Origin of the sequence: Bacteroides ilei (genome assembly GCF_900128495.1) — a bacterium.
Lineage (GTDB): Bacteria > Bacteroidota > Bacteroidia > Bacteroidales > Bacteroidaceae > Phocaeicola > Phocaeicola ilei.
Map to the genome: position 1 here is coordinate 1,350,818 of NZ_LT635801.1, position 17,070 is coordinate 1,367,887.

The window sequence follows — 17,070 nt, forward strand, 5'->3', positions numbered from 1 at the left end:
TTTTTACATATCTGCTGCATAATTCTCGCCCTCCATGATAAACATTCCCGACTCTTTCCAGTAATACACCACATAAGGCTCTACTTTCGACATTTCATTGATGTCCTGCGTGGGCATTCCACTAAAATAGGTAAAGACCAGTGCGTTACCCTCTATTTTTCCGGCATACGACTCCACGCTTGACATAGGAATGCTTTCACCTTGTGGAGGATACATGGTCGTTTTGACCATAAAAACTTGTTCTCCTTTCTTTTCCAGTGTGAAAGATATTAAGCCGTTGGCATAACTTTTTGTAAAGGCTGATTCTGGGATGGTATTATCTTTCAAGTAAAAAGCATACTCCGGAGAAATATATCCGATACGTTTGTCTTGGGCAGAAAGCTCTACCTTGAACCATCCCTTTTCTTTCCCCAAGAATCTGAAACTTTGTCCACGGTTGGCTTTCATTAAAGGACTACCCGATACAGGGGTGGAACGGACATTGATTTTATCTCCTCCACTGATGAATACATAGTTACATTTATCTTTCTGCTTAAACACTACCGGCTCTGAACCGGGTGGCAAGAAGGACAGTTCCTTCGTGGTGGGATTGTACTTGAACTCCGCTTTTTGTTTTCCCATACTGCTTTCTACGGCAACCGAAGCCTCTGTATTATCAATGTGATAGACGTCTACAATACTATAGGCAAGCCCATAGCCTCCTTCAAACACATTGTAAGCACCGTAACTGCCATCTGTCGGTGTGTTGTACAGGTCTATTTCCAACTGAATCTGGCTGTTGCCTTTCCAATATTCCCATTTGCCCACAAAGGGTTTTGTGTCATCTGCTTGTATAGACGCGTGTACACTCAAGAAGCCACAAACAAGGCTTATCAAACTTAGGCATATCAATTTTTTCATTATGCTGTTGCTTTATATGGTTAAAATTAAAGACTAAAAGTGACATATACGGCAGACTGTACCCGTACAGGCTGTCCGTCTTTGATTCCGGGTGTCCATTCCTTTAAGGACTTGACCACTCTTACGGCTTCGGTATTGAGATTGGCATGAACCTTTTTCACAGCCGTAACATCAGATACCGAACCGTCTTTCTCCACTATAAAGGAAACAAGCACGTCGCCCTGAATCTTCTGCTGTTTGCAGATCATGGGATAACGTATGCTTCGGGCAATATCCGCCAGCAATGCTTGGTTTCCACCGGGGTATTCCGGCTCCTTATCCACCTCGCTGCCTTTGTACACCTTATTGGGGCTTACCTTGGATTGTGCCGGTTCTCGTCTATCTTCCTTCGGAGTGGTTGGCATACCAAATCTTCTTTCGGGAGTATCTTTGTCTGTTTCTTTTTGCTCTTCCAGTTCCTGTTGTAATATTCTTTGCAACACTTCACTGGAGATAAGAAAACCGTTAAACTTGGAAGGAGCGTACCCGGAGAATGCCGATACCACTTCGAAACTGAATGTTTTTCCCTCCTCGATACGTGGGAAATAATAAGTGCCCGCTGTTTTTATCCGATTGCCCGGCATCAGGTAGAACAAGTCTATGGGCAAACTGCGGCTTGTCTTCTGTGCCACTCCCTTTATCTGAAATTTATAGCCGCCATTGGCGCGTCCCGTACAAGTAACGCTGGTAACATGCCAATAACGATCCACTCCGGCATCGCATTTGAACGGCACATTTACCGGATAACTCTTGGGAGGAATGGAAAAACTTGTTTGCGCAAAAGTCGCATGACTCATGAAAAATACCCCTAAGACAATGAGGCATAGTAAAATAGATAATCGCTTCATACGTATATCGTTTTATAGTTTTTAGATTCATCAGAGTTTAAACGTGATAGGCAGAGTGTATTCCACATTTACCGGTTTGCCATCCTGTGTACCGGGAATCCAACGAGGCATGGACTTCACTACGCGGACAGCTTCCTTATCCAAATAAGGATCTACAGACTTGGTAACACGAATATTTGAGATAGAGCCATCGCTCTTGACTGTAAATTTCACCAACACTTTGCCTTGTATTTTCTGTTCCTTGCAAACTGTCGGATACTTTAGATTCTTTGATAAAAATTGTACCAATGCGGTGATACCACCGGGAAATTCCGGAGACACCTCTCTCTTGTTCTGGGAAACTTTTGCCATCGAAGGCAAATCATTGATAGTTCTTGCCTCATTTGCAGCCTGTGTATCCAAACAATTGCCAATCAGCAGTGCGGATAGTAAACTGCTCAAAATAATTTGTTTTTTCATACAGTTTTATTGTTTAATTATCAATACGTTACATTATTCATTTATTTGCGATAAAATCCGGAACTGTCGCGTCCCCATTTGCCGCCAAATTGGTCGGTATAATCACACTCGCTATAGGGAGAATCTTGTGTAAGATGATATAATGTTCCAGAATCAGTAAAACTTGCTGTTTTCAAACCACTTGAACTGCTTGATGATGAACCGCTCCAAGACTCCGTCGCTCCCTTATGCAAGTCTTTAAAACCGAGAATACCCATAATAAGACCTATCCCGTTGCCTATACTGAATCCCCATTGGGCCATATCCCACATGGTACCAGAGTCTATCCAACCCAGCCAATCAAGAATAAAACCTACTGCCAATCCAATCGCTCCAACAATCAAACCTACAACCAGCATCAATGCGAAGAATTGTAACACAATCTTGATAATGTAGATGGCTATGCCTAAAAACAGTATCCACTTTATCGCTGTGAACCAAGCCGATTCTCCTTCGGAATCAAACAACCAAGAGGTTAAGTCCCATGACTCTTCTTTGGTGGAAGTACCCGCTTCGTCTGTTTCTGTTACGGCTTCCAGATACGATGCGCTGACATAACCCTGCCAGCCATTATAATTGATATTAGCCCATCCGTTTTCTATAGATACAACATCAATCACGTTATCCTTAGACAATTGTCCTAATAGTTTTCCGTTTTTATTGGCTGAAGCTCGTACATTAAGACCGTTGGGAGCGGTCACTCGATAATGATCTGCAAAAGATTGCGTACATAGGGAAAAATTAAGGATTAGAAACAAAACCCATTTAACAATGTTTCTGCTAACGAACATATTCTTCAGCATACAAATACTTTGCTGGCTATATCTGTTCATCATAAATTAAGACTCTTGCAGTCCCGTAGAGTCTGCTTGATTAAACCACGAAGCGTGGAACTGCAAATGCCACGTTCTAAGTCGGAGGTCGTAGGAATAACCTTTATTCAGAGTATGGTAATAGCAGCCCACGCTATAGCGTGAGAAACCAATTACGCTTTTCTCTCTGAATAGTCTTGAATTTCCTACGTTCCCGACTTCGAGATAAGCATAACGCTTCTTTCTTTTCTAATATGTCTTGGAAAGAGTTTCCTCAATCCGGCACAAAGGTAGTGAAATTTCATGAAACAGGACCTTATATACCGTGATTTTCTTAAAGTTAGGAGTGGATTTTAAGTCTATTGTGCTAAAACCAATATTAAATAAACTGCAAGAAAGACAAATCTATTAAATAATGGGCTAACATTTTCTGAAAAACTCTGTAAGGATAGAAAAAATGTTTGAGATGTATGAACTCTTAAGAAAGGACGAAACTAAAAAACAAAAATATAGTATCTACTAATTTTAACAAGAATAGGTTTACTAATTTCCTATTTTACTATGATTAGTAAATACTATATTTAGTATCTGCTTATTTTCAGATAGTTGTTATCTTATCAGAAGGGCAAATCCTCCTTTTCGTCCTGCGGGAAATCGGCGGGAGGAACGGGTGCGCTGTCTGCACCGTTTACATCGTTGTCCGCTCCGGCTGCCGCACCCTCGCGTTTTCCGGTATTGATAAAGGCAATGCTTTCTGCCGTGATGGAGAGCTGTATTTGGCTCTCGCCATTCTTGTCTTTCCACAGGGAAGATGACAGCGTACCGTCAACGAGTATGAGTCTTCCTTTCGTCAGATATTCGGACAAATGGATATGGTTGTCCTTGTTGCTACGTACCCTTATCCAAGTGGTAGTGTTTTGTCCTCTTGAATAATCGTCAACGGCTATGTCCATAGCCATGAATGAGCCGTGTACTCCTGAAATAACCTGGCAATCTTTGCCGATGCGTCCGATAGTGTGAACATGTAACATAATAGAAAATTGTTTGTGGCAAGGTGGTTGGTCCTGCCGTTACCTAACTGTTTATTTTTTCCCTTCTTTCGGTTCCTTTCTCTGCCTGAACCGTTCCGGGATTTTATAGATGCGGTACATGGCTGCCGGTAGAGCTTTATGCGACGGCTTTTCTTGCCAATTACTCTTCGTAGAAGGAAGAATTTGCAAGAAATGCACTTCAAGCCGCCGGATCAAGCGCGGCAGCCGACCTTTGCATCTGAAAAACCGGACGGCGATGGCAGAGAGGAGACCGTAGAGGTTATATCTATAACTGATATAAAGGGAAGAGGGCTTCGCCAAAGTATAAGAGCAGAGGGAAAGAGAGAGGTATAAAAGGAAGCCGCCAACGGAGTTGCGGTATTTATAAACGGATATCGTGCCCTCCGCCAATGGTGTTGCCATAGGCACGATTCCCGTTTATAGCCTATTTTGACCGGGCCGGTATCTCAAAGAGAGGAAGGCAGCAAATCCCCCATCCTCTGTTCCGGCATAGTGCAAAATCCCCGAACGATAGTAGCTCCGTTTACACCCTCAAGTCTGGCGAACATTTGCAACGCGTCAAATCCACAGTCGAACTGTTCCATGCTGACAGCGGGGGCAAAATGAACAATACCGTGGGGATAGCTCTTCGAGACACCTATCCACCCACGCAAATAATCATCGAAGCGTCCTTCTGCTTTTGAGGCGTAGAACTCTTGCGAATGGGAGCTGCAAATACTTTTGCCGTACATTTCATCTCCTAAAATCAAAGTGCCTGTTTGCGGGTTATACATAAAACGCCGATTGGTTATCTGAAGAATATCTATGATTTCCCGTTTGACGTCGATAACCATCAGGATTTTTTCAACCTGCCGTTTTGTGCGTTTGCCTGTTTTACAGTTTTTCTTGTCCATCTCTTGTCTTTTATGTGAAACATCTGTTTTTTACCCTTTTTTCGGTTCTTTTCTCTGCTTGAACCGTTCCGGGATTTTACAGATGCGGTACACGACTGCCGGCAGGGCTTCATACAGCGGTTTTCCCGGCCAATTACTCTTTCGCAGAAAGGAAGAATTTGCAGGGAATGCACTTCAAGCCGCCGGATCAAGCGCGGCAGCCGACCTTTGCAGTTGGAAAATCGGACGGCAACGGCAGAGAAGAGACGGGAACGGTCCGGAAAGTATGACGGTAAAAGGGGGTACGGCCTTGCCGGATATAAATGCAGGAGAAAATGAAGTAGAAAAGAGTGCGGCTTGGGCGGGTCAGGCAATGGTCTGCCGGGGCAAACATGAAAGGGATTCTCCTTATCCGTCCCACGCCTGAATTTCGACCGAGCGGAATGAAAGCGCGGGGCGGATAAGAAGTATCGCCGTTTGCCCTTGACGTGGCAGGTCACAAGGGAAAGATACGGAACAGAGGCGGAAAGTCCGAAACCAGCGGCATAAAGACCGGTCGGGCTGTGGAATACCGTGTTGTTTCGACAGGTCGAAGCTCCGGCATGGAACGGCACGATCCGGGCTGCCGCCGGTTTTGAACGGGCCTCCCGTACCTTTCCCTGACGACTTGTTACGGCACAGACTTTCCACTGGTTCACGGGTTGGGAAAGCCGGTATATAATGGGGAAACAGCCTGAAGGTAAAAAAGGAGGAAGCCTCGTTTTGAAAAAATGACCGCCGCAGCTATGGCGGCGATCCGTCATCATTGGCATGTGATGAGCAGGTTACATTTTGGTTATTCGTCTTCGTAGTATGGTATGCCATGCCTTACCACTGTCTTTTCCATTTCTTCCCACCAGACTTCACTATGGCGGTCGTCGTCAAAATCTATGGATTCATTGTCACCGAGCCGCAGCCTGTCGCGTGTCTCCATTTCCGTTTCAAACACGATCTGTTCCATCTGTTCGTCCGTAACATGACAGGTGTCGAATGGTTCCGGCAAGGATTCCAGTTCCCGGCGGGAGAGTTCGGATTTGCCGCAAACGAAAACCTTGTCGTAGAAAGCGTCCTCTTTCGGCGGCAGTTCGGGGTCTTGTTCCGGCAGCATGTCCGGACAATCTGAATCGTACAGGTGGTTCTCGCCGCGTTCCTGCGTCTGCCGGTTGTTTTCAAGCTCATACATTGTAAGTTTCATTTTTTGAATTATTTTTATGGGTTATACAAGTTATTTATTCACGTGGGCGTATCTTTTGTAATTTCTTTCCATGTTTCAATTTGTTTTTAAGTTTTTATTTCCCTCGGTTCGAACGATTACAGGGAGGGAAGTCCGATGCTTTTTTCTGCCTCGTCTTTGCATCATAGGATTTGCGGCAAGGATTCCATGAAAAATACGCTTGGAATGAAATGAGAAGGAAGATTTTTCATCAGGAAAATCGAAGATGGGCCTTGCGGCAAAGTTTTGAGATGCAATCAACTTTGCGGGAAAAAAGTGTCGGGCTTTGCGGTCGTCGGTCCGTGATGGTAACTCAATCTACAAGAGGTGGAAGCAGAAGTCTGCTTATAAAAAGGAGTATGATATAAAAGGAGTCATCGGAGGTACAAGGGGCAGATTCCGCTACAACCGGGTATGGCCGTCGGCAGACCGTAAGGTGAAAAAAATCCCCCTGCCCAGTCATTGTGAACTGAACAGAGGGAAAAGGTTAAATTTATGAATTACGGTCAGGCCGCTTTGTCGCCGGCCTCGTGTCCGGAAAGGACTGGCTGCGTGCGTTCCGCCTCTTTCATGCTTTCGTCAATCCGGTGCTGTAAAGCGTTGCACTCCTGTTTGAGCCTTGCCAACTCGTCCGCCTTGCTCCACTTACGGGCTATGATTGTCTCTAAGGTAGGTATCTCGCTCTCCAGCTTGGCTATCTTCTGCCGTTGTTCCTCAATCATGCCGGGCAGCTTTTCAAGGGCGGCTTGCGGGTATCGGGAGGATTCCACGAAGCCCAGAGGCAATGCTCCCGATATGCCGCAACGGTATTTCAGCCCGCTTACACCCTCGACGAGGAACGTGTTGCGGTAGAATGTACCGCCCATGTCATATTCACTGTACACCGACAGGTTCAATCCGGCATACGTGCCTATCGTGCTGATTGCCCCGTTGCGGTAGGTTTTGGAAATGCGGTGCAGTTCCCGTCCGGTCTCTTCCGCCGTAGCTTGTGCGAGGTTCAACAACCGGGTCGTCCGGTCTCCGGTGTAAGAGGTGATATACTCCCAGTCCTGTGTCATGCGTTCTGCCGCACTCTCGGCCTTTATCATATCTTCCTGATTGGCGGCTATCTTGCGTTCGGCCCTGATGCGGTCTTTCTTGAAAATGGCCTGTTCCTTTTCGAGCTGCATAATCTTGTTGTCGAGTTTTGTTTTCTCCAACAGGTCGGTATTTCCCGACAAGAGAGCCACGAACTCGGCGAAGTTCATGCCGTTGTCCTCGTCCATAGCGTCCTCGTCGATACGGCGCACGGCAATCGTGCCGTTGTTGATTTGGTTAATGAACATCTGCTTGTTCTTCAACAGGTTAAACTTGTAAGCGTCGAGTGTCTTTTCAGTGCCATAAATCACCACGTCCACAGTGTTGTTTCCCCAGAGCTTGACGGTGTTGCCCTTGCGTACCGCCCTGCCGTTGCGCTGTTCCATGTCAGCGGGGCGCCAAGGTATCTCCAGATGATGCACCGCCACGGCCCTTTCCTGTGCGTTCACTCCCGTTCCCAACATCGAGGTAGAGCCGAACAACACCCGTACCCTGCCACTGTTCATGTCCGCAAAGAGTTTCTTTCTCGCCCGTTCGGTCTTGGCGCACTGGATAAACTGGATTTCATCGGCAGGAATCCCCATAGCCACCAGTTTGTCCTTGATGTCGCTGTAGATGTTCCACTCGTTCGGCTTGTAGGTGGAAAGGTCGCTGAAGACGAACTGTGTACCCCGGTTGGCGGTCGAACGCACGTAGTAGTCGTAGATTGTCCGTGCGCAGATAGAAGCCTTGTTGTTCCCGTCGTCGCCGAACTTGTCGCCCAACAAGCGCATATCGAGGGACATCTTGCGTGCCACGTTGGTAGCGACAAGCATTTTTGCCTTGTCGAGATTGTCCGGTTGCGGAATATCCAACCCCAAATCTTCCCATTGTCCGCTGTGTGCAAAGGCGACGAGCCGCCCGATCATTTCCTCTTGTTGGATAGTGGGCGCACTGGAAAGGAAACGCACGTTTTTGTCCGGCACGTCGAGGTTTATCATGTCGGCGGTACGATAGTCGGTAATCTCCCGCAGGAACATCGCCAGTTCCGGCACTTTGATATAAGTACGGAAACGCTCTTTGCGCTTTATCGTACCCGTTACGTTCAGCTCGTAATCAGCGGTCTTTTTCGTGAAGATAGCCGCCCAAGCGTCGAAACAGCTTACTTGTTGCCGTTTGAGTTCCCTCGGACGCAGGTATTTGAACATCACGTACAGTTCGGTCAGCGCATTTACGACCACCGTACCGGAAAGGAACGTAGCCCCCAAGTCCTTTCCCGTGCGGCGTTGAATGTCCCGAATGGCAAACAAAAGGTTCATCGCCCTTTGCGAGCCTTGTGCGTTGCCGATACCCGCTACTCTCGTGTGGCGTGTCTGGAACATCAGATTTTTATAGCAGTGGCATTCGTCCACAAATATGTGGTCTATGCCCATCAAGCGGAAATCGACGGTATCGTCTTTCCGGCGGTCTATCTTCATCTGCAGTTCGGCGAGCTTGGCTTTAAGGTTCTGTTTCCGGGTTTCCAGTCCTTTCTGCATTCTGCCGCTCCGGTAGCGCATGGTGGACTGTTCCAACACTTCGAGGCTGCGCTCCACGTCGGCCAGTTCTTCCGAGAATATGTCGTACATGGTTTCTTCGGACTGCGGAATCTTGCTGAACTGGTCGTGTGTCAAGATAATACAATCCCAGTTATTGTTCTTGATCTTTGAAAATACCTCTTTGCGGTTGGCAGGGGTGAAATCTTCCTTGCCCGGATAGAGCACCTTGGCTGCGGGATATGCCTTGCGGAACGTGTCGGCAATCTCGTGCACGTTGGCTTTCAGTCCGATAATGAGAGGCTTCTGAACCATTCCGAGACGTTTCAACTCATAAGCGGCCACGCACATAATCATCGTCTTGCCCGTGCCGACCTCGTGCCAACAGATACCGCCGCCGTTCTGCTTTATCATCCAAATGGCGTCCTTTTGCGACGGATAGAGGCTGTCGTAGGAGAACTGCTCGAAAGAGAGGCCGGGGAATGTCTGCGCCGAGCCGTCGTAGTGCGGACGCACGTAACAGTTGAAACGCTCGTTGTATGTCCTTACCAGTTCGTCCCGGACTTCCAAAGGCTCGTTGTCGAGCCACTGGTTGAAACGTTCTCTGATTTCCTGTATCTTGGCGGCGGCTTCCTGTATGGCTTCCTCGTCCGGTACTCGTACCTTGCTGCCATCCCGGTATTCCTCTCTCGTTATTTCGGGAACGGTATCGTGCAGGGCGTGTACAAACAAGTCCTCGCCGTTGTAGCTGCGCACGGAATAGGTATTGTATGCCACAGGCGAATATCCCTGCAGCCGAATCAAGTAAGTGTCGTTCACGTCGAAATACATCACGTTCGCACCCACTCCGAAGAGTTCGGAAGCAAAATCGGCGTACAGTTTCGTATCTATCCACCGCTCGCCCATGTTGATGTCGAGTTCTTCATAGGGTATCGGTTCGGGTATGGCGTTCTCCAGTGCCTTTGCAGACGCTTCGACCCATTCTTTCTCCTTTCCGGTGAGGTCAGGGAGAAATGAAAGTGTCTCTTGCTGCTTGGCTATGACATTTCCGGCAAGGAACTTCCCTTTGTGCTCCCATTCTCCGGCTGCCGGATTGTAGAAGATTTCCCCTTGCAGGGCTTCGATGATTTCTTCTTCGTCCTTGCCTGTGGCTTGTGCCATGTAGTCCATATCGACCTTGCCGTAAAAGTTCAGACTGCTTGCCAGAGCTTCTATTGGTGTGAGCGTTTCCGTGTCGTTTATCTTTTTGAAAGCAACGGGTTCACGCATGATGTCGGCTTTGAAGATGTCCCTGCCGACCTGCATTTCTATCGTGAACACCTCCGTACCGAGACTGTCGAGCATGATAAACTCCTTGTTGTCGTTATCGTGGAAGAATCCCCATTTGGCAACAAAGGCGTCATATAGGGCATTGAGTTGTTTACGGAACTCCGGGTACTCCTTTTGTTCTTCCCGTTCCCTGCCGGACAGCTCGAAATACGCCTTGCGTATGGGGAAATAGTCGGCGGCCCTGTCCGTGTTTACCTTGCCATCGTCCACCGGCACGAAATCGACGGCTGTCTCCGTGTAACGGCTCGACTTGCGGAACCGGAGCGTACCTACCTGCCCCTCGAAAACGACCATTGCGCCGTTCTTCATCCATGTTTCCATGTCCTCTGTGTAGGCACGTATGCCTTTGGCTGTCTGCGGCTCGCCGAAAAGAGACATCTGTACGGGGGCGTTGTCTTGGCCGTGACCGCCGAAAAGAGCCTTGCGAAAATAGCGGTCGAAATCGTATTTGAGCAGTGCGGAAAGGTATTGGGACATGGCGTTTTCATCGCCTAACCACTGGTATTTGCGAACGTACTTTCCGAACTGGTTCAGCGCAATGCGACTGTCCGTGGCAAGGGCGGTCTTGGGGAGGGTAAAGATTTTATTCGCATAGTCGGTCATTGTTCCTGCCGTGTCGGCCTTTTCCTTGGAGACCTGCAAAAACATCTTCTCCCGTAACGAGAGGGTCGCCTTGCGGCTGTGTTTCTGGAATATCAAGAGGTCGCTCCCTACCTCTATGCCACTTGTCTGCATGAAAAGGGTATCGGGCAGCCGTAGGGCCGTTATGAGGTCGGCATGGTTGACGAGGTACTCGCGCACGAACTTGTTGCCCGGTGTGTCGGCAATTCCTCTCGGCGCAACGAACGCCAGTAGGCCGCCCTCGTTCAACAGCTCCATTGCCTTGACAAAAAAGTAGTTGTGTATGGTCTTGGCTGACTGTTCGTACATGCCGCCTTTCTTCCACATTTCCGCATCGAATACCCGGAAATTGCCGAACGGGATATTCGAGGCGATAACATCGAAGCTCCCATGCTCCAGATGCTGGTCGGCTATCGTCTCGAAACCTGCCGTTACCGTGGTTGTCTTATCATGCAGAAGCGACAGGATAAGTCCCGTAAGGCAATCTTTTTCAAAGGCGTAACCGCGAGTGTCGGGCATGGCGACGGGCAGAAAACCGCCGATTCCCGCACTGGGTTCGAGAAAGGTGCGCATTTGCAGGCCGTTATCCATGAATGTGGCGTGTATCTGCCGGGCTACTGCGTCTATGAGGAATTTCGGCGTGTAAAAAGCGGTCAGGACGGAGGATTTTATACTGTCGATGACGGCTTGCCGCATGGCATCGTCATAATAAGGATATGCTTCTATCAGGTCTTGCAACCTGTGGATATGCTCGGCCACATCATTGCTGACGGTGTGTTCCGTTCCTATGCTCAACACGTCTTTAATACCCCCGAAACCGGAATATCGGGATAATACCTCTTTCTCTTGGTCGGTGGCCTGTCGGTCGTCGATACGGATTTTCATTGCCGTTGCAATGGCTTCCACGTTTGCCACCAGTGATTTCAATTTGTTGTAACTCATAATTTAACCTTGTTTTTGTTTCCCTCTGTTCGGCCTGTTTGCGACCGCAGGGATTATTTTTCTGCCCTTTGAAGGTGGCAGGGACAATCGAACAAGGCTGAAGCGAAAAAATACGCTCGACAACGGAGAGGAAGATTTTTACGCCTCACTCGCGGCGTAGCCGGCATTGGCAGGATTGGAACTGCCGGATACCTTTGCGGAAAAATAATACCCCGCAGGTCGCTGCAAGGCTGGGCACGGAAACCGACAGCTAAAAGAGGGAGGTATGAGAATGGGTACAAGGGCAACAGGACGAAACGGGCATAGAAAAGGAGAAAATCATCGTATAACAGGGCATCGTGCCGTCGGCAGACCGAAATACAAAACCCGTATCGAGCCTTACCCGATACGGATTATAGTTTCATTGTACAATCAGTCGATGTCGTAACCTATCATGTATTCATCGTTGATAAGCAAGTAATAGTAACCGTTCAGACAGCCGCGATATTCCTTGCTAAAACCAGCCATCACATCGCCGTTTTCTCGCGGCTCGCACCATAGCGTACCGTCATATCCGCGAAAGTCGAAACGCACGGTAGAAAACTGTTTACCCTGTTTCACGGCTTCCCTGAAAAGGTGCATATCCACACTACCGCAATATTTTTCGATTGTGGAAAGCCGGATACACTGGCCGTCTATGCGTGTGCCGGTCGTAATGCGGTTCTCGTAAAGGGATTTTTCCAAATCGGCATTGGCGATTTTACGCAGCCAGTCATTCGCGTGTGTAGCGAGCTGGGCAAGTTTCTGGTATTTTAAAATCATTTTCCTGTCCGTGTCCACTGCCTGCCTCCTGCTCTTGGGACGGGTAATATATCTCCTCGATACTTGCCCAGTTCGTAAAAATATAGCCTCTTTTCCGTTTCCCCGGTGCGACAATGCCGATGACATTTTCGTTACGGTTGATAAACAAACGCCTGCGTTTCCCCTCAATCTTTACATACAATGACGTAGGGTTTTGTTCGTTGCGGAGATAGGCTTCCGCCGGGTGAATAGTAAATGCTTCCATATCTGCAAATCATTAAGTTCTGTTTTTCTCGTTGTTGAATTTTCGGGGCTTGCGGTTCAGGGCTTCGGGATTTCGCCCGTTCTTTGCAGTACCCCGTCCCGATAGAACTCGATAATACCGGGCTTGAAGCCCATCTCGCCGAGGGCTACATACTTGATATAATCCCGGTATTTTTCGCCGGAAAAGTTCTTGCCGCATAAGTTGTTGAAGAACATCGGGATAGAAAACCCGTCCTCGCTCGACAGCACCACTTTGCCGTCCTGTCTGATTTCATCTGTCATACTCGTTTTGTTTTTAAGAGTTCGTTAAACATTGAAAGCCGTTTTTTTCTTTCCCTGCTTTCGCCTTGCGGTGCAGGTCTGTTTTTCGACTTTTTAAGGCAGAGAGAGGATAAAGCATCGGCATAATGAGCCAAACCCGGATAGAAAACCGACTATGCAATGGTCTGTTTTCGCCATCCGAATGGAATGCGGCTTGGCGTTTATGCGCTTTGTCCTACATTCGCCGACAAAAAGAGAAAGGCAGATCCGCCAACGTGAGAGAGAAAATTGCCGATACAACAGAAAAAAAACGGCGACAGGCAGGAGAAACTACCCCGAAAAATTTGCGCCGCAACAGGATTTATGTAATTTTGCAGTCGTATTTCAAAATTGCATAAACAAATATGGAGACAAAATATATACGCAGGGAATTATCCGCCGTGATAGAAGAGGCGTACCGTTACTTTTCGGTCATAACCGTTACCGGGCCCCGACAGTCCGGCAAGACGACGCTGATCCGTAATCTGTTTCCGCACCTGCCGTACTACTCTTTGGAGAACCTCGACGTGCGGAGCTTTGCCGAAAACGACCCGGTCGCTTTTCTGAACCAGCACACGGAGGGCATGATTCTCGACGAAGTGCATAATGCCCCGAACCTTTTGTCGTATATCCAAGGTATGGTGGACGCTGATGCAGACCGACGCTTCATCCTTTCGGGCAGTTCGCAGTTCGCCATGCTGAAAAAGGTTACTCAGTCCTTGGCGGGACGTACCGCTGTATTCGAGCTGCTGCCCATGTCCTACTCCGAGATACGGGAGATAGCTGCCGATACGCCGCTCGACCATCTGTTGTTTAACGGGTTCTATCCCGCCATTTATTCAGGGCGCAACGTACCCAAATTCCTATATCCGGCGTACATGAAAACCTATCTGGACAAGGACGTGCGCGATTTGTTGCAAATCAAGGACATGATGCAGTTCCACACGTTTATCCGGTTATGTGCCGGGCGTATCGGCTCGTTGTTCAAAGCCTCCGAGCTGGCGAACGAAATCGGCATCAGTTCCCATACGGTTACAGCGTGGCTGTCTGTATTGCAGGCATCCTATATCGTGGCCCTACTGCCACCATATTTCGAAAATACGCGCAAACGGCTGACCAAAACGCCCAAACTCTACTTCACGGACACGGGGCTTGCCTGCCATTTGCTCGGCATCGAATCGCCGGAACAGCTTGCAAGGGATAAAATGCGGGGAGCGTTGTTCGAAAATTTCATCGTAACGGAAGCGTTGAAACGGAGATACAACCAAGGTAAGGAGAGCAACCTCTATTTCTACCGGGATTCGAACCAGAACGAGGTCGATTTGTTGTTGAAAAAAGGTTCGGAATTTTACGGTATCGAAATCAAGTCGGCAATGACTTACCATGCTGATTTTGAAAAGGCATTAAAACAGATGGACGGCTGGGTCAAAGGTCCTGTAGAGGGCAAGGCGGTGATCTATGCAGGCACGCTCGAAAACACCGCAGGGGAAATCAAACTCTTGAATTACACTCATCTGGACAATGTGCTGGATTGATTTCGAAGGAGACAAAAGGTACCGTCAATCAACCTAAACGATATAGACGTATTTAATCCGGCCGATTATGGAAGCGAAACTTTGGTTTATTCTTTTGTGCAGTGTCGTGGCTCTTCTCCTATATGTCATCGGTTTCTGGAGAAGGAAGGCCGGAGAAGCGGCATTCGCAGCCGCACGGGCAGCCGCTACCGCCGAGGATCGTGACCGTTATTGCCGTCTGGCTGTCATGGCGGGCCATCGGGAGGCCTGCAAGATGTTCTGTCTTGCCCGTTCGGACTTTTTCGAGGACCACCGACCGCTCGAACCGTTCAAGTCACACGGGATAAAGGTCGTTTTCTACGGGTATTACTATCCTTCGCGGTACACAGACCTGCTCAACGAAGAACAGCGTGCGTTCTGCCGTTCCCTCTACCAGTTCAAAGAGGGTGAGAATCACGGTATCGGCTTTTTCAAGGCATGTATGTCCGCCTTGAAGCTGGACGATGCCCCTTACCACATCATGTTCATGCCGTGCAGCGACGAGTTCAAGTATGCCCGGCGGTTCAAGCGTCTTGACTGGTACATTAGGACCCATCGGAAGGGACGGACTTCGGGGCTGTACGATGTCGATGTGTTCGAGCCACGCGACAGCCTGCACGAGGCCAAGGGCGGCGAAAACCGCATCCTTGAAAGGAACTACCGGATTACGGGGGATATAAAAGGGAAACAGGTCATCATCGTGGATGACGTGCTGACGAGCGGACAGAGTATGGCTGACTACAAGGAGGAGATAGAGCGGTGCGGTGGCAAAGTGGTGGCGGCCATTTTCTATGGCAAGACCGTCAGCGTACCGCCGATGTTACTGGTAAAGGCTGTGGTCTGGGGCGGCTACATTAAAACTGGTTGAAAAAAATTGTTGAAACCAGCAATATGAAAGAACAAATAGAATGGGAAAGAAGAGGTTACGCTATTTGCTGAAAGGCTTCCGCATATCGGGTAAACAGCATAACCTCCAAAGTTCTGTAAATAGTTTTTAGGCTTGTATTATATAATTTCCTGCCACTTTTTTTGCCTATGCTTATAAAATTTGAGAGCCCACCAAGCTGCAAACTGAGTTAAATAACCCGCATGCAATTCAATACTATCTGTATATCTTGTAACATTTTCTGCAATCTTTTCCATTTGAATATAATGATTCCATATAGTTACTCTTTTATTATACTCATTTGAAACTATCTCTCTTGACTTTTTGTCTATCTTAATTATGCTTATTGTATGTTTTCCAATAGGGATAAATCTATGAAGGAACAATTTGAAGCAAAATGTCTCTCCCTCTTTCCAGACGGAAGGAACATCGTCATAGGATATAAAACTTGCTTTGGGTTTACAAATCTCCCTTAAAGTATCAATATCTTGAATCTTACACCAAATATTTTCAATGTCAGTTTCAAATACTGATGTCACTACAATTTTGCAACCTACAACTCTTTTGCCGTCCCGTGTCGTTAAACAAATCTTTTTTATCATACAGAAACAATTAAAACATTAAACATCTATTTATCTTATACTTATACTCTTTTGCGTATCTTTGTGCAAAGATAGATGCTATATACTCCAAGGGCAATAGTCATTTATAATGAGTACAGTTTAACTGTTTAATAATAAATGTTGTAGCAAGCATGATGATTGATGAAATAGAACAGAAAATCATAAATATACTTCCAACATCAAACACTATGTTTGATGAAATTGATTATTCCATTCTTGAAAAAAGGAAAGAAGACTGGATTAAACTTTCAGAAATTACGCATAGTATTGTATTGGTGTTTGATTGCTACACTAATAAATTTGTTTTTGTTTCTGACAATATTCCTAAATTATATGGAGTTGATTCCCGCAGGTTGTTTGTTGACGGACATCGGCAGGTTATAGAACTTATACATCCGGACGATATAGATTATGGATTACTTGTAAGAAAGAAAATCTATTCGATATTACGTTCATTCTCCGATGCAGAAAAGATGAACTATAAAGCCATTCATGAAATGAGGATAAGAAATGTCCGAGGTGAATATATCCGCATAATAGAACAGGAACAAGTTCTTGAGTTGGATAAATCGGGAAATATTTGGCTTATGCTGTCAGTTATTGACATTGATGCAAACCAAGAACTGGAAATAACCAAAAGCCATCTGTATAACTTAAAAACAGGAGACCAGATTTTTATAGATTTATCTGATACATTGAATGAGCCTTTGACAAATAGAGAATTAGAAGTCTTACGTTTGATGAAGCAAGGTTTGTTAAGCAAGGAAATTGCAGATACCCTGCAAATTAGCATTAACACTGTAAATAGTCATAGGCAAAACATATTGCAAAAGTTAAAAGCAAATAATTCTGCTGAAGCTATAAATTTTGCCCAAAGACTGTGCCTATTTGACAAAAAATGATATTCT

The 17,070-nt window shown here is 47.0% G+C and carries 16 protein-coding genes and 1 pseudogene; 4 read left to right on the forward strand and 13 right to left on the reverse strand.

The window, feature by feature from the left end; genetic code table 11:
- Window positions 1-3 precede the first annotated feature (3 nt).
- From BQ7489_RS05835 to BQ7489_RS05860, 7 genes are all read right to left on the reverse strand, one after another.
- Window positions 4-900, reverse strand: coding sequence for an SH3 domain-containing protein (locus BQ7489_RS05835; protein ID WP_004294421.1), 897 nt, complete (start codon window positions 898-900; stop codon window positions 4-6).
- Window positions 901-926: 26 nt separating this feature from the next.
- Window positions 927-1,787, reverse strand: coding sequence for an energy transducer TonB (locus BQ7489_RS05840; RefSeq protein ID WP_004294420.1), 861 nt, complete (start codon window positions 1,785-1,787; stop codon window positions 927-929).
- Between the two features lie 30 nt (window positions 1,788-1,817).
- Window positions 1,818-2,246, reverse strand: coding sequence for an energy transducer TonB (locus BQ7489_RS05845; RefSeq protein ID WP_004294419.1), 429 nt, complete (start codon window positions 2,244-2,246; stop codon window positions 1,818-1,820).
- A gap of 41 nt (window positions 2,247-2,287) precedes the next feature.
- On the reverse strand, window positions 2,288-3,121 hold the full coding sequence (locus BQ7489_RS05850) for an SH3 domain-containing protein (RefSeq protein ID WP_004294418.1): 834 nt from the start codon (window positions 3,119-3,121) through the stop codon (window positions 2,288-2,290).
- Window positions 3,122-3,714: 593 nt separating this feature from the next.
- Entirely contained in the window at window positions 3,715-4,128 is a 414-nt protein-coding gene (locus BQ7489_RS05855) for a single-stranded DNA-binding protein (protein ID WP_004294417.1), read from the reverse strand.
- Between the two features lie 51 nt (window positions 4,129-4,179).
- Window positions 4,180-4,551 carry a hypothetical protein gene (locus BQ7489_RS17560; RefSeq protein WP_007219658.1) on the reverse strand — a complete coding sequence of 124 codons (372 nt, stop codon included), beginning with the start codon at window positions 4,549-4,551 and terminating at the stop codon, window positions 4,180-4,182.
- 44 nt (window positions 4,552-4,595) lie between these two features.
- A complete protein-coding gene (locus BQ7489_RS05860; RefSeq protein ID WP_004294415.1) occupies window positions 4,596-5,042 on the reverse strand; it encodes a hypothetical protein in 447 nt (148 codons plus the stop codon).
- 82 nt (window positions 5,043-5,124) lie between these two features.
- Here BQ7489_RS05860 and BQ7489_RS17565 point away from each other — a divergent pair, with 82 nt between their 5' ends.
- The gene (locus BQ7489_RS17565; RefSeq protein ID WP_017140666.1) at window positions 5,125-5,448 is read left to right on the forward strand and encodes a hypothetical protein; all 324 of its coding nucleotides are present in this window, start codon (window positions 5,125-5,127) and stop codon (window positions 5,446-5,448) included.
- Here the strand turns inward: BQ7489_RS17565 and BQ7489_RS17570 are convergent.
- The 5 genes and pseudogenes from BQ7489_RS17570 to BQ7489_RS05885 form a co-directional block, all read right to left on the reverse strand.
- Window positions 5,430-5,711 (reverse strand): hypothetical protein, encoded by a 282-nt coding sequence (locus tag BQ7489_RS17570; RefSeq protein WP_137570003.1) that lies wholly within the window; start codon window positions 5,709-5,711, stop codon window positions 5,430-5,432. The genes BQ7489_RS17565 and BQ7489_RS17570 overlap by 19 nt on opposite strands.
- 145 nt (window positions 5,712-5,856) lie before the next feature.
- On the reverse strand, window positions 5,857-6,255 hold the full coding sequence (locus tag BQ7489_RS05865) for a hypothetical protein (RefSeq protein WP_007219661.1): 399 nt from the start codon (window positions 6,253-6,255) through the stop codon (window positions 5,857-5,859).
- Window positions 6,256-6,779: 524 nt separating this feature from the next.
- Window positions 6,780-11,756 (reverse strand): N-6 DNA methylase, encoded by a 4,977-nt coding sequence (locus BQ7489_RS05875; protein WP_004294413.1) that lies wholly within the window; start codon window positions 11,754-11,756, stop codon window positions 6,780-6,782.
- A gap of 411 nt (window positions 11,757-12,167) precedes the next feature.
- Window positions 12,168-12,801 (reverse strand): annotated as a pseudogene (locus BQ7489_RS05880) (hypothetical protein).
- 56 nt (window positions 12,802-12,857) lie between these two features.
- Window positions 12,858-13,082 carry a DUF7688 family protein gene (locus BQ7489_RS05885; protein WP_004294411.1) on the reverse strand — a complete coding sequence of 75 codons (225 nt, stop codon included), beginning with the start codon at window positions 13,080-13,082 and terminating at the stop codon, window positions 12,858-12,860.
- A 383-nt stretch (window positions 13,083-13,465) separates the two neighbouring features.
- Between BQ7489_RS05885 and BQ7489_RS05895 the strand changes: the two genes are divergently transcribed.
- Together BQ7489_RS05895 and BQ7489_RS05900 are read left to right on the forward strand one after the other, a co-directional pair.
- Window positions 13,466-14,635, forward strand: coding sequence for an ATP-binding protein (locus BQ7489_RS05895; RefSeq protein WP_004294410.1), 1,170 nt, complete (start codon window positions 13,466-13,468; stop codon window positions 14,633-14,635).
- 67 nt (window positions 14,636-14,702) lie between these two features.
- Window positions 14,703-15,521, forward strand: a complete 819-nt coding sequence (locus BQ7489_RS05900; protein ID WP_004294409.1) for a phosphoribosyltransferase family protein — start codon at window positions 14,703-14,705, stop codon at window positions 15,519-15,521.
- Window positions 15,522-15,658: 137 nt separating this feature from the next.
- Here the strand turns inward: BQ7489_RS05900 and BQ7489_RS05905 are convergent, their stop codons facing one another.
- Entirely contained in the window at window positions 15,659-16,141 is a 483-nt protein-coding gene (locus BQ7489_RS05905; RefSeq protein WP_007219669.1) for a hypothetical protein, read from the reverse strand.
- Between the two features lie 152 nt (window positions 16,142-16,293).
- Between BQ7489_RS05905 and BQ7489_RS05910 the strand changes: the two genes are divergently transcribed.
- A complete protein-coding gene (locus BQ7489_RS05910; protein ID WP_007219670.1) occupies window positions 16,294-17,064 on the forward strand; it encodes a LuxR C-terminal-related transcriptional regulator in 771 nt (256 codons plus the stop codon).
- Window positions 17,065-17,070 lie beyond the last annotated feature (6 nt).

Excerpts from the sequence above, each read along its gene's own strand:
- BQ7489_RS05835 (WP_004294421.1), bottom strand. The coding sequence starts at position 900 with ATGAAAAAATTGATATGCCTAAGTTTGATAAGCCTTGTTTGTGGCTTC.
- BQ7489_RS05840 (WP_004294420.1), bottom strand. The coding sequence starts at position 1,787 with ATGAAGCGATTATCTATTTTACTATGCCTCATTGTCTTAGGGGTATTT.
- BQ7489_RS05845 (WP_004294419.1), bottom strand. The coding sequence starts at position 2,246 with ATGAAAAAACAAATTATTTTGAGCAGTTTACTATCCGCACTGCTGATT.
- BQ7489_RS05850 (WP_004294418.1), bottom strand. The coding sequence starts at position 3,121 with ATGATGAACAGATATAGCCAGCAAAGTATTTGTATGCTGAAGAATATG.
- BQ7489_RS05855 (WP_004294417.1), bottom strand. The coding sequence starts at position 4,128 with ATGTTACATGTTCACACTATCGGACGCATCGGCAAAGATTGCCAGGTT.
- BQ7489_RS17560 (WP_007219658.1), bottom strand. The coding sequence starts at position 4,551 with ATGGCAACACCATTGGCGGAGGGCACGATATCCGTTTATAAATACCGC.
- BQ7489_RS05860 (WP_004294415.1), bottom strand. The coding sequence starts at position 5,042 with ATGGACAAGAAAAACTGTAAAACAGGCAAACGCACAAAACGGCAGGTT.
- BQ7489_RS17565 (WP_017140666.1), top strand. The coding sequence starts at position 5,125 with ATGCGGTACACGACTGCCGGCAGGGCTTCATACAGCGGTTTTCCCGGC.
- BQ7489_RS05865 (WP_007219661.1), bottom strand. The coding sequence starts at position 6,255 with ATGAAACTTACAATGTATGAGCTTGAAAACAACCGGCAGACGCAGGAA.
- BQ7489_RS05875 (WP_004294413.1), bottom strand. The coding sequence starts at position 11,756 with ATGAGTTACAACAAATTGAAATCACTGGTGGCAAACGTGGAAGCCATT.
- BQ7489_RS05885 (WP_004294411.1), bottom strand. The coding sequence starts at position 13,082 with ATGACAGATGAAATCAGACAGGACGGCAAAGTGGTGCTGTCGAGCGAG.
- BQ7489_RS05895 (WP_004294410.1), top strand. The coding sequence starts at position 13,466 with ATGGAGACAAAATATATACGCAGGGAATTATCCGCCGTGATAGAAGAG.
- BQ7489_RS05900 (WP_004294409.1), top strand. The coding sequence starts at position 14,703 with ATGGAAGCGAAACTTTGGTTTATTCTTTTGTGCAGTGTCGTGGCTCTT.
- BQ7489_RS05905 (WP_007219669.1), bottom strand. The coding sequence starts at position 16,141 with ATGATAAAAAAGATTTGTTTAACGACACGGGACGGCAAAAGAGTTGTA.
- BQ7489_RS05910 (WP_007219670.1), top strand. The coding sequence starts at position 16,294 with ATGATGATTGATGAAATAGAACAGAAAATCATAAATATACTTCCAACA.